General features: G+C 62.5%; 18 protein-coding genes and 1 pseudogene. 9 read left to right on the top strand and 10 right to left on the bottom strand.

From position 1 onward, the window contains the following. The first annotated feature begins 30 nt into the window (after window positions 1–30). The gene (locus tag Q1W40_RS10715) at window positions 31–1,314 is read left to right on the top strand and encodes a 3-deoxy-D-manno-octulosonic acid transferase (RefSeq protein WP_300711731.1); all 1,284 of its coding nucleotides are present in this window, start codon (window positions 31–33) and stop codon (window positions 1,312–1,314) included. A gap of 189 nt (window positions 1,315–1,503) precedes the next feature. On the opposite strand, the gene Q1W40_RS10710 is transcribed toward Q1W40_RS10715, so the two are convergent. From Q1W40_RS10710 to Q1W40_RS10680, 7 genes and pseudogenes are all read right to left on the bottom strand, one after another. Then, complete coding sequence (locus Q1W40_RS10710) at window positions 1,504–2,856, bottom strand: TolC family outer membrane protein (RefSeq protein WP_300711729.1); 1,353 nt, start codon at window positions 2,854–2,856, stop codon at window positions 1,504–1,506. A gap of 50 nt (window positions 2,857–2,906) precedes the next feature. Next, window positions 2,907–3,236 (bottom strand): rhodanese-like domain-containing protein, encoded by a 330-nt coding sequence (locus Q1W40_RS10705; protein ID WP_300711727.1) that lies wholly within the window; start codon window positions 3,234–3,236, stop codon window positions 2,907–2,909. A 5-nt stretch (window positions 3,237–3,241) separates the two neighbouring features. Beyond that, entirely contained in the window at window positions 3,242–3,901 is a 660-nt protein-coding gene (locus Q1W40_RS10700; protein ID WP_300711725.1) for a protein-L-isoaspartate O-methyltransferase, read from the bottom strand. Window positions 3,902–3,940: 39 nt separating this feature from the next. Further along, window positions 3,941–7,102, bottom strand: a pseudogene (locus Q1W40_RS10695) (efflux RND transporter permease subunit). 12 nt (window positions 7,103–7,114) lie between these two features. Then, window positions 7,115–8,236: an efflux RND transporter periplasmic adaptor subunit gene (locus Q1W40_RS10690; protein WP_300711723.1), complete on the bottom strand. Its 1,122-nt coding sequence runs from the start codon at window positions 8,234–8,236 to the stop codon at window positions 7,115–7,117. A gap of 6 nt (window positions 8,237–8,242) precedes the next feature. Then, window positions 8,243–8,884: a TetR/AcrR family transcriptional regulator gene (locus Q1W40_RS10685; RefSeq protein WP_300711721.1), complete on the bottom strand. Its 642-nt coding sequence runs from the start codon at window positions 8,882–8,884 to the stop codon at window positions 8,243–8,245. 141 nt (window positions 8,885–9,025) lie between these two features. Beyond that, the gene (locus Q1W40_RS10680; RefSeq protein WP_300711719.1) at window positions 9,026–10,213 is read right to left on the bottom strand and encodes an acyl-CoA dehydrogenase; all 1,188 of its coding nucleotides are present in this window, start codon (window positions 10,211–10,213) and stop codon (window positions 9,026–9,028) included. Between the two features lie 99 nt (window positions 10,214–10,312). Here Q1W40_RS10680 and Q1W40_RS10675 point away from each other — a divergent pair, with 99 nt between their 5' ends. The 5 genes from Q1W40_RS10675 (at window position 10,313) to Q1W40_RS10655 (ending at window position 15,485) form a co-directional block, all read left to right on the top strand. Beyond that, window positions 10,313–11,206 (top strand): LysR family transcriptional regulator, encoded by an 894-nt coding sequence (locus tag Q1W40_RS10675; RefSeq protein ID WP_300711717.1) that lies wholly within the window; start codon window positions 10,313–10,315, stop codon window positions 11,204–11,206. A 207-nt stretch (window positions 11,207–11,413) separates the two neighbouring features. Beyond that, the gene (msrA, locus tag Q1W40_RS10670) at window positions 11,414–11,947 is read left to right on the top strand and encodes a peptide-methionine (S)-S-oxide reductase MsrA (protein WP_300711715.1); all 534 of its coding nucleotides are present in this window, start codon (window positions 11,414–11,416) and stop codon (window positions 11,945–11,947) included. Between the two features lie 45 nt (window positions 11,948–11,992). Then, entirely contained in the window at window positions 11,993–12,376 is a 384-nt protein-coding gene (locus tag Q1W40_RS10665) for a DUF2946 family protein (RefSeq protein WP_300711713.1), read from the top strand. Between the two features lie 72 nt (window positions 12,377–12,448). After that, window positions 12,449–14,443 (top strand): TonB-dependent receptor, encoded by a 1,995-nt coding sequence (locus Q1W40_RS10660; RefSeq protein WP_300711711.1) that lies wholly within the window; start codon window positions 12,449–12,451, stop codon window positions 14,441–14,443. Between the two features lie 82 nt (window positions 14,444–14,525). Then, complete coding sequence (locus Q1W40_RS10655; protein ID WP_300711709.1) at window positions 14,526–15,485, top strand: AEC family transporter; 960 nt, start codon at window positions 14,526–14,528, stop codon at window positions 15,483–15,485. Window positions 15,486–15,505: 20 nt separating this feature from the next. Here the strand turns inward: Q1W40_RS10655 and pdxH are convergent, their stop codons facing one another. Both pdxH and Q1W40_RS10645 read right to left on the bottom strand, forming a co-directional pair. Continuing rightward, window positions 15,506–16,138: a pyridoxamine 5'-phosphate oxidase gene (gene pdxH / locus Q1W40_RS10650; protein WP_300711707.1), complete on the bottom strand. Its 633-nt coding sequence runs from the start codon at window positions 16,136–16,138 to the stop codon at window positions 15,506–15,508. A 65-nt stretch (window positions 16,139–16,203) separates the two neighbouring features. After that, window positions 16,204–16,830, bottom strand: a complete 627-nt coding sequence (locus Q1W40_RS10645) for a gamma-glutamylcyclotransferase (protein ID WP_300711705.1) — start codon at window positions 16,828–16,830, stop codon at window positions 16,204–16,206. Window positions 16,831–16,870: 40 nt separating this feature from the next. Between Q1W40_RS10645 and Q1W40_RS10640 the strand changes: the two genes are divergently transcribed. The 3 genes from Q1W40_RS10640 to eda all read left to right on the top strand — a co-directional run bounded on the left by Q1W40_RS10640 (window position 16,871) and on the right by eda (window position 19,746). Continuing rightward, on the top strand, window positions 16,871–17,086 hold the full coding sequence (locus tag Q1W40_RS10640; RefSeq protein WP_300711703.1) for a hypothetical protein: 216 nt from the start codon (window positions 16,871–16,873) through the stop codon (window positions 17,084–17,086). Window positions 17,087–17,266: 180 nt separating this feature from the next. Continuing rightward, window positions 17,267–19,108, top strand: a complete 1,842-nt coding sequence (edd, locus tag Q1W40_RS10635; protein ID WP_300711701.1) for a phosphogluconate dehydratase — start codon at window positions 17,267–17,269, stop codon at window positions 19,106–19,108. Continuing rightward, window positions 19,099–19,746, top strand: a complete 648-nt coding sequence (gene eda / locus Q1W40_RS10630) for a bifunctional 4-hydroxy-2-oxoglutarate aldolase/2-dehydro-3-deoxy-phosphogluconate aldolase (RefSeq protein WP_300711699.1) — start codon at window positions 19,099–19,101, stop codon at window positions 19,744–19,746. The genes edd and eda overlap by 10 nt, the downstream gene beginning before the upstream one ends. 318 nt (window positions 19,747–20,064) lie before the next feature. Here the strand turns inward: eda and gloA are convergent, their stop codons facing one another. After that, on the bottom strand, window positions 20,065–20,475 hold the full coding sequence (gene gloA / locus Q1W40_RS10625) for a lactoylglutathione lyase (RefSeq protein WP_300711697.1): 411 nt from the start codon (window positions 20,473–20,475) through the stop codon (window positions 20,065–20,067). Between the last annotated feature and the right edge of the window lie 121 nt (window positions 20,476–20,596).

The following is a 20,596-nucleotide window of genomic DNA, read 5'->3' as shown; positions in this document are numbered from 1 at the left end:
TGCGTTGCGTTGTCGGCTTATGGGCTGTTGATGCGCAGCTTGCAGCCACTGCTGCGGCGCAAACTGCAGCGGCGCGGCCTGCAAGAGCCGGGTTATTTGCAGCACGTGCCTCAGCGCTTTGGCCTGTACGACTCACCCGCGCCCGAGGCCGGTCGTGTCTGGGTGCACGCCGTGTCGCTGGGTGAGACGCGTGCAGCGGGCCTGCTGATCGACGCTTTGCGCCAACGCCTTCCGGGCATGCGCTTGTTGCTCACGCACAGCACCGCCACCGGTTGGGCGCAAGGCCAGAGCCTGCTGCAGCCGGGCGATGCACAAGCTTGGTTGCCGTGGGACACGCCCGAGGCCACGCGCCGCTTTTTGCAACACCACCGCCCGCGTTGCGGCTTGTTGATGGAGACCGAAGTCTGGCCTGCGCTGGTGCAAGCCTGCCAGCAACAGGCGGTCCCGCTGTTGCTGGTCAATGCGCGTTTGAATGACAAGTCACTGCGCGCTGCCCAGCGTTGGTCTTGGCTGTCCAGGCCAGCCTATCGGGGCTTGCATGCTGTGCTGGCGCAGTCCCCCGCGGATGCCCAGCGGCTGGGCGCCCTAGGTGCCCAGGTCAGCGCGGTCTTGGGCAACCTCAAATTTGATGTCAAGCCCCAGCCGCTGGCCCAAGCGCGTGCCCAGCAGTGGCGCGCGCAATGGACCCGCCAGGGGCAAGCGCGGCCTGTGGTCATGTTGGCCAGTACCCGCGAAGGCGAAGAGGTCCTGTGGCTCAACGCGCTGGCGTCCAATGCCTGGCGTGCACAAGCTTTTGCCGATGCAGGCGTGTTGTGGCTTGTGGTGCCGCGCCATCCGCAGCGTTTTGACGAAGTGCACCAACTGGTGCAGGACCGTGCTTGGTCGGTGTTTCGCCGCAGCGCTCTGCCTGAAGAGGGGCCTTGGCCTGTTGACGCCACGGACGCGCAAATTTGGCTGGGCGACAGCTTGAGCGAGATGCCGCAGTATTTCCATGCCGCCGACATGGCGCTTTTGGGCGGCAGCTTCATGCCCTTGGGCGGTCAAAACCTGATCGAGGCGGCGGCATTTGGCTGCCCCATCATCATGGGCCCGCACACCTTCAATTTTGTCGAGGCGTCGGAGCAGGCCCAGGCTGCAGGCGCCGCGCAGCGCGTGGCCGACATGGACGGTGCGCTGGATCAGGCGCTGTCGTGGTTGAATGACCGTGCTGCCCTGGCCCGGGCGCAACAAGCGGGTTTGGACATGGTGGCGCAAGGCAGAGGGGCCGCTGACCGTTACGCCCAAGCGAGTCTCATGGCACTGAACGCTCGGTAGCGCGGCGGCTTCATCCCAATATGGGCCTGCTGAGGCCCCCAGTCGGCGCCAGGCTTTGAGCTGAAGCGCACGCCATGCAAGTACCGGGATTTGTCATGGCGAGCCAAGCGTGGCCACGGCGTGCCGCAAAAACAGTTCAGCCCTGCCAACCGGTGAGGACTGACAGGGCTGAGGGCTGAGCGCAGCTGTTTATTTCTGCAACAAGGCGTTGATGCTTTGCAGGTCTTCGGCCTTGAGTGTGCCGCTGGCCTGGCGCAGCTTGAGCTGGCCGAGCAGGACGTCATAGCGGGCTTTGGCCAGATCACGCTTGGTCTGGTACAGCTGGCTTTGGCTGTTGAGCACATCGATGTTGATGCGCACACCCACCTGGTAGCCCAGCTTGTTGGCGTCCAGTGCTGCTTGGCTGGAGGCTTCTGCCGCTTGCAAGGCTTTGACCTGACCCAGACCCGACTGCAGGCCCAGATAGGCGGTGCGTGTCGCTTGCGCGATTTGACGCTGAGCGCCTTCCAGATCGCTGCGGGCTTTGTCTTCCAGGGCCAAGGTTTCGCGGATGCGGTTTTGGGTGGCAAAACCGGCAAACAGGGGCATGTTGGCGGTGATGCCAGCGCTGGCGATGTTGAATTGGTTGGTGCTGCCTGTGAATGTGGTTGCCAAACCGTTGATGTTTCTTTGCGCGTTGTAACCCAAGGTGAAATCCACCGTGGGTTTATGGCCGGCTTCAGCTTTGGCCGTCTCAAGTTTGGCAATCTCCAAGGCGGTGCGCGCTTGCTGAATGGCCGGGTGTGATTGCTCACCTTGCGCTATCCATTCTTCAGGACCGGAGCCTGTGACCGGTGGCAAGCTGGCTTGAGGTGACAGGCTCAAAGGCTTGGCATCGGACTTGCCGACCAGCAACTCAAGGGCCACTTTTTTCACGCGCAGGTCGTTGTCTGCTGCAATTTCCTGAGCGGTCACCAAGTCGTAGCGCGCTTGGGCTTCACGGGTGTCGGTGATGGTGGAGGTGCCGACTTCAAAATTGCGTTTGGCGCTGGCCAATTGCTCAGCCACCGCTGCTTTTTGCGCTTGCACAAAGGTCAGGCTTTGCTGAGCAGCCAAGACTTCGAAGTAAGCCTGTGTGGTCCGCACGATCAGGTCTTGCTCAGCTTGATTCAAGGCCGCTTGTGCGATCTCCAGAGTCTTTTGGCTTTGCTGGTAGGTCGCCAGATTGCCTGGGCGATAAAGTGGTTGGCTGGCATTGATGCCGGCCGTTTGTGTGGTGTAGCTGTAATCGGACGTTGTTTGAGGTGTGATTTCCCGATTCGAGCGTGTCGCTCCCCCGCTGAGGTTCACCGTGGGCAACAAAGCCGCCTTGCCTTGATCCGCTTTGGCCTGGTTGGCCAAGAATTGTGATTTTGCCGATTGGTACCCTGCGTCAAAGCCCTTGGCCATCTCGTACATGTCGACCAGACTTTGTGCGTGGCTGTTGCAGGCAAAGGCCAACGACAGGAGCGCTGCCAAGGGCAGGCACTTGAACAAGGCGGGGTTGGAGCGTTGGTGCTGCATGGGGGGCTTTCTTGAAATCCGGTGAATAGGCGAAGCGCAATGAACGGGCATCAATACACGGGCACAGTGGGGTCTACTTGCAGTGACCAGGCATGGATGCCACCGGCCACATTGACCACCTCAAAGCCTTGTTGGGCCAGGAAGTGGGCCACCTGCTGGCTGCGCGCACCGTGGTGGCACAGGCAAGCCATGGGGCGTGACCGGTCCAACTCGTCCAGGCGCCCCGGGATGGTCTGCATGGGCATGTGCACCAGGTCCAGGCTGTCGGGCCGGGCACTGGCGGTCTGCAGTTCCCAGGCATCCCGCACGTCCAGCAGCACGGGGCGGCTCGCTTGCTGTGCAGCCCAGTCGTTCAGTTGTGCAGGTGTGATCTGTTGCATGGTGTTCAGAATGCGAAGCGCGAAGGCTCGGTGAAACCGTTCAAGCGAGGGGCATTGCAGTCCCAGGGCTCGGTGGTGGTGAAACTGCTGTCGCTGCTGCGGGTGACCACGGTGGCGCGCATCATGGGTTCGTCGCCCACGATGGCCACCAGACGGCCGCCCACCTTGAGTTGTTGCAGCAAGGCTGTGGGCACCTGGGCCACCGAGCCATTGAGCAAGATCGCGTCGAAGGGACCATCGGCAGTAGCACCCTGGCTGCCATCGGCCACGCGCACGCTGACGTTGGTCGCACCAGCTTTTTGCAAATTGGCTTGGGCCTGCGCCGCCAGGCTGGCATCGGTCTCCAGACTCAGCACGCTGGCGGCCTGGTGGGCCATCAGGGCGGCCATGAAACCGGAGCCGGTGCCGATGTCGAGCACTTTGTCGGTCTTCTTCAGTGCCAGCTCTTGCAGCAGTCGGGCTTGCACGCGGGGGGCCAGCATGACCTGGTTGGCGGCGGCGCCCAGGGGGATTTCCATGTCCACAAACGCCAGGGCCTTGTGGGCCAGGGGGGCGAAGTCTTCGCGGCGAACCACCGACAACAAGTCCAGCACTTGCGGGTCCAGCACTTCCCAAGGGCGGATTTGCTGTTCGATCATGTTGAAGCGGGCCTGGTTCAGATCCATTTTTTTACTCCTGAGGGGTTTTCCAATATGGGTTTGATTTTACTGGGCTGATCCGACTGCGCCCTGACGGGCTGGTGCCAGACCGGCTTTGCGGCGCAGCCACTGCGCCAGGTCGTCCATGTAGCAATACACCACCGGTACGACCACCAGCGTCAACAAAGAGGAGGTGATCACACCACCGATCACAGCCTGGCCCATGGGGGCGCGCTGCTCGGAGCCCTCGGTCATGGCAAACGCCAAGGGCACCATGCCGAAAATCATGGCCAGCGTGGTCATCAAGATGGGCCGCAAACGCACTTTGGCGGCCATCAGCAGGGCTTCGCTGCGTTCCATGCCTTCTTCACGCGCGCGGATGGCAAAGTCCACCAGCAAGATCGCGTTTTTAGTGACCAGGCCCATCAGCATGATCACGCCGATGATGGAGAACATCGACAAGGTCGAGCGGAACAGCATCAGGGCCAGCACCACGCCGATCAGCGTCAGGGGCAGGGCGGTCATCAGGGCCAAGGGTTGCAAAAAGCTCTTGAACTGGCTGGCCAGGATCATGTAGATGAAGATCACGGCCAGCGCCAGGGCGGACAGGGCGTAGCCAAAGGACTCGGCCATGTTTTTGGTGGAGCCGCCGAACTGGAAGCGGTAGCCCGGGGGCAAGTTCAGGCCTTCCATGACCGTCTTGATGTCGCCCGAGACTTGGCCTGCCGCACGGTTGTAAACGTTGGCGTTGATGGCCACCTCGCGGGTCAGGTCACGGCGGTTGATCTGGTTGGAGCCGGTGCTCTCGCTGACCTTGGCCACCTGGCCCAGGCGCACGATGCGGGTGCTGCCGTCGGCCGCGTTGAGCGCAAAGGGCAGGCGCTCCAGGTCCTGCATATTGTTGCGGGCATCGGGCGACAGGCGCACGTTCACATCGTAGGTTTGGTCATCGGGGGCGCGCCAGTTGCCCACGGTTTGCCCGGCCACCAAGGTGCGCAGCGGTCCGGCCAGTTGGGCCGTGCCCAGACCCAGATCAGACGCTGAGGTGGTGAGCACCCTCACCCCGATGGTGGGTTTGTTGGCTTTGACGCTGGAGTCCAGATCGACCAAGCCAGGGATGGCGCGCAGCTTGTCCATGGCCTGCAGGGTCAGGCGTTCCAGTTCGCGCTGGTCCGGGCCTTGGATGGAAAATTCGATTTGCTTGTTGCCGCCCACGCTGTCGAGCAAACCGGCATGCGTGACGGTGATGCCAGGCACTTGCTGCAAGCGTTCACGCAGGGTGGCCGACATCTGGTCCACGCTGCGTTGGCGGTCTTTGCGGTTGACCAGGCGCACATAGATGCTGGCGTTGTTTTTGCCCAGCGCGTTGCCGGTGTTGAGCGTGGCCACGGTGTAGCGCACCTCGGGGAACTCCCGGATGATGCTTTCGACCTGGCGCGCTTTGGCTTCGGTGGCTTCCAGCGAACTGCCCACGGGCGTCTGGAAGTTCACCGAGGTTTCGGAAAAGTCGGCCTTGGGCACGAACTCGGTGCCCAAGAGCGGCACCATGAAGATGCTGGTCACGAACACGCCAATGGCCATCAACACGGTCTTGCGTTTGTGCACCAGCGACCAGGCCAGGATTTTTTGGTAGCCGTCGGACAGCTTGTCGGTACCCGTGTCAAACCAGTGGGTCACACGGCCAATGGTTTTGTCGTAAAGGGTCACAGGGGCGTGGTGCTTGCCGTGTTCTTCGATGCTGGGGTCGTGCCAGATGCTCGAGAGCATGGGGTCGAGTGTGAAGCTCACAAACATCGAGATGCCCACGGCCGCCACGATGGTGATGCCGAACTCGTGGAAGAACTTGCCGATGATGCCTTCCATGAAGCCGATCGGCAAAAACACCGCCACGATGGACAAGGTGGTGGCCAGCACCGCCAGGCCGATTTCCTAGGTGCCTTCCATCGAGGCGTCATAGGCGTTCTTGCCCATCTGCACATGGCGCACGATGTTCTCGCGCACCACGATGGCGTCGTCGATCAGCAGGCCCACGCACAGCGACAGGGCCATCAGGGTGATCATGTTGATGGTGAAGCCGAACATGTTCATGAACATGAAGGTGCCGATCAGCGAGATCGGCAGCGTCAAGCCGGTGATCACGGTGGAGCGCCAGGAGTTCAGGAACAGGAACACGATCAGCACCGTCAGGATGGCGCCTTCGATCAGGGTGCGGCGCACGTTGTCCACCGCCACACGGATGGGGCGCGAGCTGTCGGTGATGGGCTCCAGACGCAAGCCAGGTGGCAGCTGTTTTTGCAGTTCGGCCACGGTCTTGACCAAGCCGTCGATCACCTGGATGGTGTTTTCATCTTGCGACTTTTGCACCGACAAAAGCAAGGTGCGCTGGCCGTTGTAGAGCGCCAGGGAGTCAACTTCTTGCGCGCCATCCTGCACGGTGGCCACTTGCGACAGGCGCACCGGCGAGCCGCCTTTGCGGGCCACGATGATCTGACCAAAGTCTTCGGGGCGCTTCATGCGCGACTCGACCTGCACCATGCGCTCTTGCTCGAGCGAGCGGATCGCGCCCACGGGCAGGTCCTGGTTTTCAGCGCGCACGGCGGCCACCACCTGGTCGGCGGTGATGCCCAGCGCTTCCATGGCCGAAGGCTGTAAATACAGATTGATCTCGCGGCGCGTGCCGCCCACCAGGGTGACCGAGCCCACACCGCGCACGTTTTCCAGGCGCTTTTTGAGGACTTGCTCGGACCAGTTGGTCATCTCCACCGCGGTGGGCACTTTGGCCTGGGTGGTGTCCGGCACCACGGCCAGCGACCAGATGGCTTTGCTGGAGGGGTCAAAGCGCAGCACCTTGGGTTCCTTGACTTCGGTGCGCAGACTGGGGCGGATGGACGCGACTTTTTCGCGCACGTCTTCGGCGGCCTTGCGGCCGTCGATGTGCAGCTGGAATTCGATCACGACGACCGACTGGTTTTCGTAGCTGCGCGAGGTCAGGGCGTTGATGCCGGCGATCGAGTTGACGCCTTCCTCGATCTTTTTGGAGACTTCGCTTTCCACAATTTCGGGCGATGCGCCGGGGTATTCGGTGCTGATCACCACCACCGGAAAGTCGATGTTGGGGAACTGGTCAACTTTGAGGCGCTGGTAGGCAAACAAGCCCAACACCACCAAGGCCAGCATGACCATGGTGGCGAAGACGGGGTTTTTCAGACTGACACGGGTGAACCACATGCTGAGTGCCTTTTACTGAGCCGCAGCCGTGAACTTGAGCTGCACGCCTTCACGCACCGCCCCTGCACTGGCCGCCAGCACTTGCGTGCCTTCGGTCAAACCTTCGACGGCCACCATGGCCAGTCCTTGAACTTCGGTGCGCGCACCGGTTTTGACGGGCACATGCTTGACGGCCTTGTTCTCCAACACTTGCACATAAGGCTGCGGCTTGTCGGTGCGCACACTGCTCACCGGCACGGCCATGGCCTGCACGGTCTGGGTGCCCAAGGCGCCTTCGGCAAACAGGCCCTGGCGCAAGCCCTCGCGCCCCGACACGCCCAAGTACACCAACACGCTGCGGCTGCCCGCCTGGGCGCTGGGGTTGATGCGCAACACACGGGCCTCGACCGGCTGGCCCACGCCTTCGATGTTCAGTTGGGCCTTCATGCCCACACGCACTTGGGCGGCATCGTTGGCGGGCAAGGCGGCTTCGAGTTCGAGCTGTGAGAGGTTGACGATCTCGACGATGCGGGCATCGATGGCCACGCGCTCACCGGCTTGTGTCAGGCGCTGGGCAATCTGGCCAGAAAAAGGTGCTTTCAAGTTGGCATCGTCCAGCGCCTTGTTGGTCACATCCAGCGCAGCCAGGGCGGCCATGTAAGTGGCCTTCGCACCGTTCAGGCTGGCTTGCGAGGTGATGAGCGCGGTTTGCGAGATGAAGCCTTGGTCCACCAAGGCCTTGTTGTTGTCGTATTGGCGCTGGGCAATGTCCACCTGCGCTTTGGCCGAATCGGCTTGCTGCTGGGCCTGACGTTGGCGTGCCTGGTATTCGGTGGGGTCTACGCGGGCCACCACTTGGCCCGCTTGCACGGCATCGCCTTCGCGCACGGTCAAGGCCACCAGTTCACCGGCCACGCGGGCCTTGATGAAGGCGCTTTGCGTGGCTTTGAGTGCGCCGGACACCGGCAGGCCCAAGGCCAGGGCTTGGGTTTTGACGGTGAAGACATCGGCGTTGGCCAACTCCAGCACTGGCGTGCTCACGGCCGTGGCAGTGGGGCTGTTGGCGGCCTTGCGCTGACTCAGTACACGGGCGCCTCCGGCCACCAGCACAGCGATGGCCACACCCGACAAGATCCAGATGGTTGTTTTTTTCATGGCAGATCAAGAAGTAGACAAACCACGCACCAGCAACTGGGCGTGTTGGGAAATGAATTGTTCAGGGTTGATTTGTTCGGTCTGCGGGCTGCATGGGCCCATGGAGTGTTTCCACATGACCAAAAACAGCAGCGGCGCCATGACGGAATGCAGCGCCAACTCGATGTTCATGGGGCGCAGCTCGCCCCGATCAATGCCTCTTTGCAGCGCAAAGCGCACCAGGGCCTGTCCGGGCTCGATCACTTCCTGGCGGTAAAAAGCAGCCAATTCAGGAAAATTACTCGCCTCGCTCATCACCAGCTTGGAAATGCCGGAAGCCTTGGTGGCGCCATACCGGTGCCACCATTGGAGCAGCATCCATTCGAGCAATTCACCCGTGGGGCCTTGAAACTGCGCCACCTCGGCTGCGCCTTGCGTCACAGGGGCCACCACGTTTTCGCGCACCACGGCCTTGAACAGGTCTTCTTTGCTGGGGAAGTACAAGAACAAAGTGCCTTTGGACACCCCCGCACGGGCGGCCACTTCTTCCACGCGGGTGGCGGCAAAGCCTTTTTCGACGAACAAGTCCAAAGCCGCCTCCAGGAGTTCTCCGGGGCGGTCTTGTTTGCGGCGTTCGCGTTTATGGGGGGCGGATGCTTCGGTGTTCACACAAACCAGTTGGCTAATGACTGACTGGTTAGTAATGTAGTGGCTGACCTGATGCGCGTCAAGCCGGTGGCCCACACAAGAAGGTCAATCGCAGGTCAAGAAAAAGGGGCCGAAGCCCCTGAGTGTGCTTGAGCTTGGCGCTCAATTGGCGAATGCCGGGATGCCCGTGATGGCGCGTCCCAAGATCAAGGCGTGCACGTCGTGCGTGCCTTCGTAGGTGTTGACCACTTCCAGGTTCACCAGGTGACGCGCCACGCCGTATTCGGCGCTGATGCCGTTGCCGCCCATCATGTCGCGGGCCAGGCGGGCAATGTCCAGCGCCTTGCCGCAGCTGTTGCGTTTGAGGATGGAGGTCAGGTCCACCGAGGCCGTGCCTTCGTCCTTCATGCGGCCCAAGCGCAAGCAGCCCTGCAGGCCCAGGCTGATTTCGGTCAGCATGTCGGCCAGCTTTTTCTGGATGAGCTGGTTGGCAGCCAAGGGGCGGCCAAATTGCTGGCGGTCCATCACGTATTGGCGGGCGCGGGCGTAGCAGTCTTCGGCAGCGCCCAGAGCGCCCCAAGCGATGCCGTAGCGGGCGCTGTTCAGGCAAGTGAAGGGGCCTTTGAGGCCGCGCACTTCGGGGAAGGCGTTTTCTTCAGGGCAGAAGACTTCGTCCATGACGATCTCGCCGGTGATGGAGGCACGCAGGCCCACTTTGCCGTGCACAGCAGGAGCGCTCAAACCCTTCCAGCCTTTTTCCAAAATGAAGCCGCGGATCTGGCCGCCATCGTCCTTGGCCCAGACCACGAAGACGTCGGCGATCGGGCTGTTGGTGATCCACATCTTGGCGCCAGACAGGCTGTAGCCGCCGGGCACTTTCTTGGCGCGGGTGATCATGCTGCCAGGGTCGGAACCGTGGTTGGGTTCCGTCAGGCCAAAGCAGCCGACCCACTCACCACGCGCCAGCTTGGGCAGGTATTTCTGCTTTTGCGCTTCGGTGCCAAATTCGTTGATCGGCACCATCACCAGCGACGACTGCACGCTCATCATGGAACGGTAGCCCGAATCCACGCGTTCGACTTCGCGAGCGACCAGGCCGTAGCAGACGTAGTTGAGGCCCGCACCGCCGTATTGCTCGGGGATGGTGGCACCCAAGAGGCCCAGCTCACCCATCTCGGTGAAGATGGCGCGGTCGGTGGTCTCATTAAGAAAGGCGTCTTTGACGCGAGGCAAGAGGCGTTCCTGGCAATAGGCGCGGGCGGCCTCGCTGACCTGTCGCTCGTCGTCGGTCAATTGGGCGCTCAGGTCAAAGGGGTCTTCCCAGTTGAAGGTGTTCTTGTGGGTGGCCATGGTGTGTCTCCTTAAAAAAAGTGCTGAGGGTGATTGTCATGGCGGCATGAATAGCTGTCTAATATTGATTATGGATTCATCAATATAAATTTTTAATACATGGAATTCCGTCACCTGCGTTACTTTTTGGCCCTGGCCGAGGAACTGCACTTTGGCCGGGCCGCGCAGCGCCTGTCGATCTCGCAGCCGCCGCTGTCGCTCAACATCCAGCAGCTTGAAGCGTCTGTGGGGGCGCAATTGTTCACCCGCAACAGCCGCGGCGTGCAGCTCACCGCTGCCGGGCAGGCTTTTGTGCCCGCCGCCCGCGCCCTGCTGGCCCAGGCCAGCGACGCCGCCCGCGAAGCCCGTGAGGTGGCCGAAGGGCAGGCGGGCGAGCTGCACATCGGCTTTGCCGGGACCATGCTGTATTGCGGGCTGCCGCAGTTGCTGGGGCGCTTTCAGGCCAGCCACCCGCGCCTGAAGCTGGTTCTGCTGGAGCTCAGCTCCAGCGAGCAACTGTCCGAGCTGGTGCGCGACCGGCTGGACGTGGGCTTTGTCCACACCCCCCGCGTGCCGCCGGGTTTTGATCAGGTGTTGGTCGTCAGCCAACCGCTGGTGGCCTGTCTGCCGCAGTCGCATCCCCTGGCGCGGTCCAGCCATGTGGGCCTGGACCAATTGCAAGGCGAGTCCTTGGTGGTGGTCTCGCGCACGGTGTCGCCCGACTACCACGCCCGCATCTTGAGCGAGTGCGAGCAGGCGGGTTGGTTGCCCCCGGCGGTGCACGAGTTGCGCCATTGGCTGAGTGTGGTGTCGCTGGTGTCGCAGGGCTTGGGCGTGGCGCTGGTGCCGCAGGCCTTGCAAAAGTCGGCGCTGGCCGGTGTGGCCTTTGTGCCGCTGGCCCAGGCCGATGTGCGTTACGACACCCGCTGCCTGTGGCGCAGTGGCCGCGACCAGATGGCGCTCAAGGACTTCGTGCAGGCGGTGCAGGGTGGTGTGCAAAGCCTTGTTTCATAATTTGCCCAGCAGGGTGTTGCGGGTGTGACCCAGGTGGATCCCGGATCCAGTCCGGGATGACTGGCCATCGGGTTTTTGCCACGTGAAGGACCTGCCACCGTGTTGGTCACACCGGGCGAAGGCCAGGTGTGCAAGCTGAACCATCCACCGTGTTTGTCACCCCGGGCGAAGACCCGGGGTCCAGGCTGAACCATCAAGGAAAAAAACATGACTGCAACATTGGTTTTGGGCGGAGGCTGCTTTTGGTGCACCGAGGCGGTGTACGTGAAGGTGCGCGGCGTGAGCGACGTTGAGTCGGGTTATTGCAATGGACAGACGCTGGCGCCCACTTACGAACAGGTCTGCACAGGCCGCACAGGCCACAACGAGGTGGTCAAGCTGGTGTATGACCCGACGGAAATCAGCACGCGCGAGCTGCTGGAAATCTTTTTTGTCATCCACGATCCGACCACGCTGAACCGCCAAGGCAACGATGTGGGCACGCAATACCGCAGCGGCATTTACTTCACCACGCCCGAACAAGCCGATGTAGCCCAGGCGCTGATCGCCGAGCTGAATGCGGCGCAAGCCTTTGGCCGACCCCTCGTGACCGAGGTCGAGCCGCTGGCCAACTACAGCGCGGCCGAGGACTACCACCAGGACTTCTTCGAGCGCAACCCCTACCAAGGCTATTGCATGGCCGTGGCCGCGCCCAAGGTGGCCAAGTTCCGCCAGACCTTTGCGCAATGGGTTCGGGCATAAAATCAGCGTCCCTATCGTCAAGTCAGACAGCTCAGGCTGTTTGAATTGTTGATCGTCACCCTCATGATTCACCGCTTGTTTCGCAGCCGATTTGTCCTGACCCTTTGGCTGGTCGCGGCTTTGCTGTGGGCGCCGATTTGGGGGCAGTGGCACGGCATTGCGCACCAGGTTCAGCAAGCGGTCTCAGCGGTCGAACAGGTCTCGGATTCGGCCACTTCGCTGGCACACGACAGTGAGGGCCATGCCATCGGCTCGGCGCTGTGTCAGGTCCTCGACCACCTGGGGCACGTCAGTGCGCTGGCGTCCTGGCCCGTCCAGATGCTGCTGCAAAGCCTGCCGCAGACAGCACTTCCCAGTCTGGCCTACAGGCCCGTCGGCCTCCCAGTGTGGTGGGCCGCGCAGGCCCGAGCACCCCCCGTTCAGATCTGATTTTCCAAGCGCTCGTCTGTTCAGCCCCTCCTCGGCTTGAGCAGACGGTCTTCGGCTTTTCACATCTGAACCATGAAAAAAATTCCATCTCTTTCTGTGCTGGCCTGCGCCAGCTTGTCTGCCTTATCGGGCTTTTCTGTGGCCAGCGCACAAACTTCGGCGAACGAGGTGGTCATCACCGGCAACCCGTTGGGGCGTACGCAAACCGCCTTGCCCGTCAGCGCCTTGGGGGGTAACGAGCTGATCGAGCGCGGGCAAACCACCTTGGGCGAAACTCTGAACGGTTTGCCCGGCGTGTCCAGCACCTACTTTGGTCCCAACGCCAGCCGCCCCATCATCCGGGGTCTGGACGGTGACCGCATCCGGGTGCTCAACAACAGCGCCTCTAGTCTGGATGCGTCTTCCCTGAGCTATGACCATGCGGTGCCGCTGGATGTTTTGTCCACCGAGCGCATCGAGGTCTTGCGCGGTTCAGCCGCTTTGCAATACGGCGGCAGTGCCGTGGGCGGGGTGGTCAATGTGATCGACAACCGCATCCCGCGCGAAGCCTTGTCGGGGGTATCGGGCAAAGCGCAGCTGCAGGCGGGCACTGGCAACGCCGAGCGCAGCGCAGCGGGCCTGGTGGAGGCCGGCAACGACCGCTGGGCGCTGCATGTGGACGGCTTTGAGCGGCGCACGGGCGATGTGCGGGTGCCCGTGTCGCTGGCCTGCGACAAAACGGGTGAAACCCGCTACGCCCGCCGCATCTGCAACTCGGCCAGCCAATCACAAGGCGGTGCCATCGGCGCCAGCACTTTCTGGTCCGATGGTTACTTGGGTGCCTCGGTCAACAGCTACCAGAGCGACTACGGTACCGTGGCCGAAGACCGGGTGACGATCGGCATGAAGACCACGCGCTACGCACTCGAAAGCCAAGTGCGGAATTTGCCCGGTTGGTTTGAAAGCGTCAAAGCCCGCATGAGCCACACCGATTACCAGCACACCGAATTTGACAACGGCATCTCTGGCACTGTGTTTGCCAACCAAGGCCAGGACTTGCGCCTGGAAGCGCGTCACCGCGCCTTGGCTGGGTGGCAAGGCGTGCTGGGCGCGCAGCTGGAGTCGAGCCGGTTTTCTGCCGTGGGCGATGAGGCATTTGCACCCTTCAGCCGCACCCGCAGTCGGGCGTTGTTTGTGCACGAAGAGTTGCCCACCGCTTGGGGACAGGTCAATGCCGGTGCGCGTTGGGAGTCGGTGCGCGTGCAGTCCCTGGGCAACCCTTCACTGGACCGTTTTGAAGTCGGCACGCGCGATTTCACACCTTGGAGCCTGGCCGCTGGCGCGGCTTACAAGCTGTCTTCTGCCTGGGCTTTGACTGGCAATGCCGCCATGTCGCAACGCGCGCCCAAAGATTACGAGCTGTTTGCCAATGGACCGCACCTGGCCACCCATGCTTGGGAGGTGGGCAACAGCGCGCTGGGGCTGGAAAAGTCCAACAGCTTGGACTTGGGACTGGACTGGAAGAGCGGGCCCCACCGCATGACCGTGACCGCTTTTGCCAGTCGCTTCGCCCATTACATCGGCTTGATGAACACAGGTGAAACGCAGGAGGAGCTTCCTGTGCAAGCCTATCAAGGCGTCAAGGCGCGCTTTCAGGGCTTGGAAGTCAACGGCCGTCAGCGCCTGTGGCAAGGACCTTCCACACTGGATCTGGACTGGCGCGCCGACACGGTGCGCGCCACCAACAGCAGCACCGGCGAGCCCTTGCCGCGCATTGCACCGCTGCGCCTGGGGGCCACGCTGGCCTATGCCCAGGGGCCGTGGAGCAGCAAGCTGTGGGCCGATTGGCATGCCGCGCAAAACCGCGTGCCCAGTGGCAGTGTGGCCACCGGGGCCTACACCTTGCTCAACGCCAGCCTGTCTTACCGCCAGAGGCTGGACGCTGCGGTGCTGCACTGGTTTGTGCGGCTCGACAACCTCAGCGACCAGCTGGCCTACAGCGCGACCTCGATCCTGACCAGCACCGCGTTTGGTAAGTCGCCGCTGCCGGGCCGTTCCCTCAAGCTGGGCGTGCAAGCGAGTTTTTGAGGGCAGCAGGGCAGCCCGCAAGCGCAGGCTCTACGTGGTTTCCGTGGTGCCGCGGGCTTGAGTGACCGGGATAATCCCCGGCATGAACCTTGACCACCCCGTCCTTTCTTCGCTGCTGCCTGTGGTCTTGCTGATCTTCATCGGTTTCGTCTCCGGGCGCGCCAAGCTGGTGCGACCTGAAGCCGTGCGCGACTTGTCCAACCTGGTGTTTCTGGTGCTCACGCAGGCCATGCTGTTTCGCACCATGAGTTCGGTGCATCTGGAGCGCTTGGAGCTGCGCCCGGTGTTCCAGTACTTCGTGGTGGCCGGGGGCTTGTTCTTTGCCGTGCTCTTGGTTTATGGCCGCGATTCACGGGCCTCGGTGCTGGGGCTGGCGGGCATTTTCAGCAACACCTTGATGATCGGCGTTCCCTTGATCGGCTTGGCCTATGGGCAAGAAGGCCTGGTTTTGCTGTTCACCTTGATTTCTTTGCACGCGCTGGTGTTGCTGACCCTGGCGACCTTGGTGCTGGAGCTGCAGATGGCGCGCGAGCAAGCCGCTGAAACGGGCGAACAGCGGCACATGTTGCGGACCGTGTGGCAAGCGGTGCGCAGCGCCATCGTCCACCCGGTGCCCTTGCCCATCTTGGCGGGTTTGCTGTATGCCCAAACCGATTGGGGGCTGCACCCCGTGGTGGACAAACCCTTGCAGCTGCTGGGCAGTGCCTTTGGTCCGGTGGCACTGGTGTTGGTGGGCATCACTTTGTCGCAGACTTCCATCGGTGCGCGCTTGAAGGAAGCCGTGCGCCTGTCGCTGGTCAAGACCGTGGTGCACCCGCTGCTCATGGCGGCCGTGGGTTGGGCGCTGGGCATGCGCGGCTTGCACCTGTCGGTCATGGTGGTGGTGGCCGCATTGCCTATCGGGGCCAATGTGTTTTTGTTTTCGCAGCGTTACCGCAAGGAAGAAGACACCGTCACCGCAGCGGTGGCCGTGTCCACGGCCATGGCGCTGGTCAGCGTGTCGGTGGTGATGGCGGTGCTGCCTTTGTTGCCGTCTGCCTGACCTGTCTCAGGCGCTCTGGCTCAGGGCGCCAGCCGCTCGCGCAGCCACTGATCACCGTCTTGCGTGTAACGCAGCCGGTCATGCAGACGGCTTTTGCGGCCTTGCCAGAATTGCCAGCTGTCCGGCACCAAGCGGTAGCCGCCCCAGTGCGGTGGGCGTGGGGGCTTGAGCATGAACTGCGCCGCGTATTTGGCGGCGTTGGTCACCAGGACCGTGCGGCCTTCAATCACCTGGCTTTGCGGCGACGCCCAGGCGCCAATGCGTGAATCGAGCGGCCGGCTGTGGAAGTAGGCATCGCTTTCTTCGTCTGAGACTTTTTCCACCCGGCCTTCGATGCGCACCACCCGTTCAAGCTCGACCCAATGGAACTGCAGCGCCGCAAAGGGGTTACCCGCCAGCTCGCGGCCCTTTTGGCTTTCGTAGTTGGTGTACCAGACGATGCCGCGCTCGTCGTAGCCCTTGATCAGCACCACCCGGGTGCTGGGGCGCAAGTCGCTGCCCACGGTGGCCACGGTCATGGCGTTGGGCTCAGGCACTTCGGCGGCAATGGCTTCTTGCAGCCATTGCTCAAATTGTTTCAACGGATTGGCGTGCGAGGCGTTTTCGTTGAGTTCGGCTTTTTCGTAGCTCTTGCGCAGGTCGGCGATGTTCATGGCTTGGAGTATAGGCAGCGCCTTGGCGCCGCACTTTGTTGCAGGTCATTCAAGGCCGGTAAATGTCACTCGGCATGGCGCAACAAGGCGGCCAGCGCCGGGTCTTCGATACCGTGGGCCTGCAAGCTGCGGTAGGTTTCCAAGGCATAGTCCAGCGTGGTGCCAAAACGTCCACTGGCATGCTGAAAAATTTGCCGGTAAGTGTCTGCGGGCAAATCTCCGGTGAAGCTGGGGCTGCTGCGGGGCAAGGTGAAGGCCAGTGCCTTGACGGGACCTTGGGGCGTTGCGCAAGGCAGCCAGCAGGGCGTGTAGACATCCATGGGCATTTCGCGGGCCCACAGCCGGGTGAGCACTTCGTCGGCCTGCTCTTGGGCCACGCGGTAAACCACCCCTTGGCAGCTGCCGCCTGGCAACAAGGCAAACACCAGGCCCGGACATTGCGGGCTGCCCCGGTTCAGGCGGCTCCACATTTTGAGGGCGCGGTGCCAGCCCCAGACCTGTGTGCGGTGCTGTTCTTGGGCCTCAAATTCGGGGCGCCACAAGAGCGAGGCGTAGCCAAACACCCACAAGTCCTGACCCTGGGCGCATTGGGCGCGAAAGCGTTGCAATAAGCCGCTTTGCTGTGCCGTGGTCTCTGGCGGGGTGGGTCGGCCGGTTTCGGCTTGGGTGAAGCTGTCAGTCATGTGCAACAAGGCCCCATTACAATCTCGCCACTATTTTCGGAGAAAACACATGTCGACCCCTCAAGATGACAATCAACCCGTGGTTTGGGCCGTTCTGGTCGCCGTGATCGTGCTGGCCATTGGCCTGGCCATCGGTTTCGGTATCGCCAAGAGCAAGAAAGCCGCACCTGCAGCCCCCGTGGCGGCTGCCGCTGCAGCACCTGCCGAGGCCTCTTCAGTCCCTGCATCGGCTGCACCAGCCGCTTCTGAAGCTGCGAACAAGTAAGCGCTCCAGCTGCAGCGTCAAAACCCGCCTCGGCGGGTTTTTTTGTGCCTGCAACAGCTTCAAAACAGCCTGTTGTCGACTTGTACCCTGTCTGTAACCGTTCAAACGGCGCAAACCGACTGTTCGCGGTTACCATCGGTGATGTAATTTTGTTACCAAGCCTTTCAAAGGCCCAAGTTCATGACACTTCACCCGACATTGGCGGCCATCACAGCCCGCATCACCGAGCGCAGCCGCCCGACCCGTCAGGCCTATTTGCAGCAGGTCGATGCCGCTGCCCAGCGCGACCCCGGTGCCCAGCGCCTGGGCTGCGCCAACGTGGCCCATGCCTTTGCCGCCATGCCCGAGGGCGACAAGGGCCGCGCCACGGCGCTGGACAAAATCAAGGTGGTGGCCCCGCGTGCGCCCAACATCGGCATCGTCAACGCCTACAACGACCTGCTGTCGGCCCACGCGCCGCTGCAGCACTACCCGGATCTCATCAAGGACGAAGCCCGCAAACTGGGCGCCACCGCGCAGGTGGCCGGGGGCGTGCCCGCCATGTGCGATGGCGTGACCCAGGGCACACCGGGCATGGAGCTGAGCCTGTTCAGCCGCGACGTGATCGCCATGGCCACGGCGGTGTCGCTCAGCCACGATGTGTTTGATGCGGCGCTGATGCTGGGCGTGTGCGACAAGATCGTGCCGGGCCTGCTGATTGGGGCTTTGCAGTTTGGCCATTTGCCCACGGTGTTTGTGCCCGCAGGCCCCATGACCAGCGGCCTGTCCAACAGCGCCAAATCCAAGGTGCGCGAACAAGCCGCGCAAGGCCTGGTCGGCCGCCCTGAGCTGCTCGAAGCCGAGTCAGCCGCCTACCACGGCGAGGGCACCTGCACCTTTTATGGCACGGCCAACAGCAACCAGATGCTGCTCGAAGCCATGGGCCTGCATGTGCCCGGCACGGCCTTCATCAACCCGGGCGAGGGCGTGCGCCAAGAGCTGACCCGCGAAGCGGCCCGCACCGTGCTGGCGCTGGTCAAAGATAAAAACTTCACGCCCATTGGCCGCTTGGTCGACGAGCGCTGCATCGTCAACGCCATGGTGGCCTTGCTGGCCACAGGCGGCTCGACAAACCATTTGATCCACTGGGTGGCGGTGGCGCGTGCGGCGGGCATCGTGATCGACTGGGACGACTTCTCGGCCTTGTCGGACGTGGTGCCGCTGCTCACCCGCGTGTACCCCAACGGCAGCGCCGATGTGAACCAGTTCCAGGCCGCAGGCGGCCCGGGCTACGTGATCCGCGAGCTGCTCGATGCGGGCCTGATGCACGCCGATGTGCTGACGGTGCGCCCTGGCGGCCTGCGTGAATTCACCCGCATCCCTTCTGCGCAGAATGGCCAGCTGGTCTGGCATGACGCAGGCCTCAGCCAAGACGACACCGTGGTGCGCCCGGCCAGCAGCCCATTCAGCGCCACGGGTGGCTTGAAGCTCTTGCAAGGCAATCTGGGCCGCAGCGTGATTAAGATCTCGGCCGTGCCCGAAGCCTTTCATGTCATCGAAGCCCCTGCCCGCGTGTTCAATTCACAAGACGAATTGCAAGCCGCGTTCAAGGCCGGTGAGCTGGACCGCGACATCGTCTGTGTGGTGCGCTGGCAAGGCCCGCAAGCCAACGGCATGCCCGAACTCCACAAACTCACGCCGCCGCTGGCCGTGCTGCAAGGCAAGGGCTACAAGGTGGCGCTGGTCACCGATGGCCGCATGAGCGGTGCCTCGGGCAAAGTGCCCGCCGCTATCCACGTCTCGCCCGAAGCCGCAGCCGGTGGCCCGCTGGCCAAGGTGCAAGACGGGGATCGGGTCCGCCTAGATGGCGTCGCAGGCACCCTGCAGGTGCTGGTGAGCGAGGCCGAATGGGCCGCCCGCCCGCTGGCCCAAATGCCTGCCGAGCTGCGCGCTGCCAACGGCGTGGGCATGGGCCGTGAACTGTTTGCCAACATGCGCCGCAACGCGCTCAAAGCCGAAGAAGGAGCCTGCACATGGCTGTGAATCTGAGTGGAAATTTGACCGCCCTGCAAGTGATGCAGGACGCCCCTGTGATCCCCGTGATCGTGCTCACCGACGTGGCGCATGCCGTGCCCATGGCACGTGCCTTGGTTGCAGGCGGCATCCGCATGCTCGAAGTCACGCTGCGCACCCCGCAGGCCCTGGCCTGCATGGAAGCCATCGCCAAAGAAGTGCCCGGTGCCGTGGTGGGCGCGGGCACGGTGCGCAGCGCCGCCGATGCAGCCGCAGCCGCCAAAGCCGGTGCCCGTTTTGCGGTGAGCCCCGGTTACACCAAAACGGTGGGGCAGGCTTGCCGCGACAACGGTTTGTCGCTGTTACCTGGTGTGGCCACCGGAAGCGAAATCATGATGGCGCAAGAAGACGGCTACACCGAACTGAAGTTCTTCCCGGCAATGCAGGCGGGCGGCCCCGCCATGCTCAAGGCCTGGAGCGGTCCGTTCTTTGATATGAAGTTTTGCCCCACGGGCGGTGTGACGCAACAAAACGCGAATGACTTGCTGAGTCTGCCCAATGTGGCGTGTGTAGGTGGCTCATGGTTGGTGCCAGCGGATGCACTGGCCCAAGGCGACTGGGCTCGCATCGAAAAGTTGGCACGCGAAGCCAGTCAGCTGCCGCGCTGAACTGACCGATGGTCCTGCGCGGCAGTTTGAAACCTGATTGATTTGTCATACCCGACTTGATCGGGTATCCATGACAGTCGAAGGCATGGACCCCCGATCAAGTCGGGGGTGACAGAGGGGGGCATCGGATGACAGCGAGTGACATCGGGTGAATGTGTCATGACCCGCCCCATATGTCATACCCGGCTTGACCGGGTATCCATGGCAGTCGAAGGCATGGACCCCCGATCAAGTCGGGGGTGACAGTGGGTGATCAAGTCGTGGTTGACAGTAGGTGAACAGATCGAAGGGGACATTGGCTGAACGGGGCCTGCCGCTTCAGCCCAGACCTTGCCCAGCCGCGTACTCGGCCCTTTGGATCAGCTCGACCTTGTAGCCATCGGGGTCGGTGACAAAGGCGATCACGGTGGTGCCGCCTTTGACGGGGCCGGGTTCGCGGGTCACGTTGCCCCCCGCGGCTTTGATCTTCTCGCAAGCCGCATACGCATCGGGCACGCCCAGCGCGATGTGACCGTAGGCCGTGCCCATGTCGTAACTTTCCGTGCCCCAGTTGTAGGTCAGTTCCAGCTCGGCATGGTCGGGGTTGTTGCCGTAGCCCACAAACGCCAGCGAGTATTTGTACTCCGGGTTTTCCGAGGTGCGCAGCAGTTTCATGCCGAGCACCTGGGTGTAAAAGTCGATGGCGCGTTGCAAGTTGCCGACGCGCAGCATGGTGTGAAGAAGTCTCATGAGATGGATCCAAGGGTGAAGAGTCGTTTTTTATCCAAGGCCATTGCAAAGGCAGGCCTTTGTGGGGACAGCGATGGGGGACTGAGATGGTCTCAAGCGCGTAGCTTGCCCCATAGCGCTT

Origin of the sequence: Limnohabitans sp. (assembly GCF_030158565.1) — a bacterium.
Classification (GTDB): Bacteria; Pseudomonadota; Gammaproteobacteria; order Burkholderiales; family Burkholderiaceae_C; genus Limnohabitans_A.
Note: the sequence above shows the minus strand (reverse complement) of the source record. Positions and strands in the feature narration are given on the sequence as shown.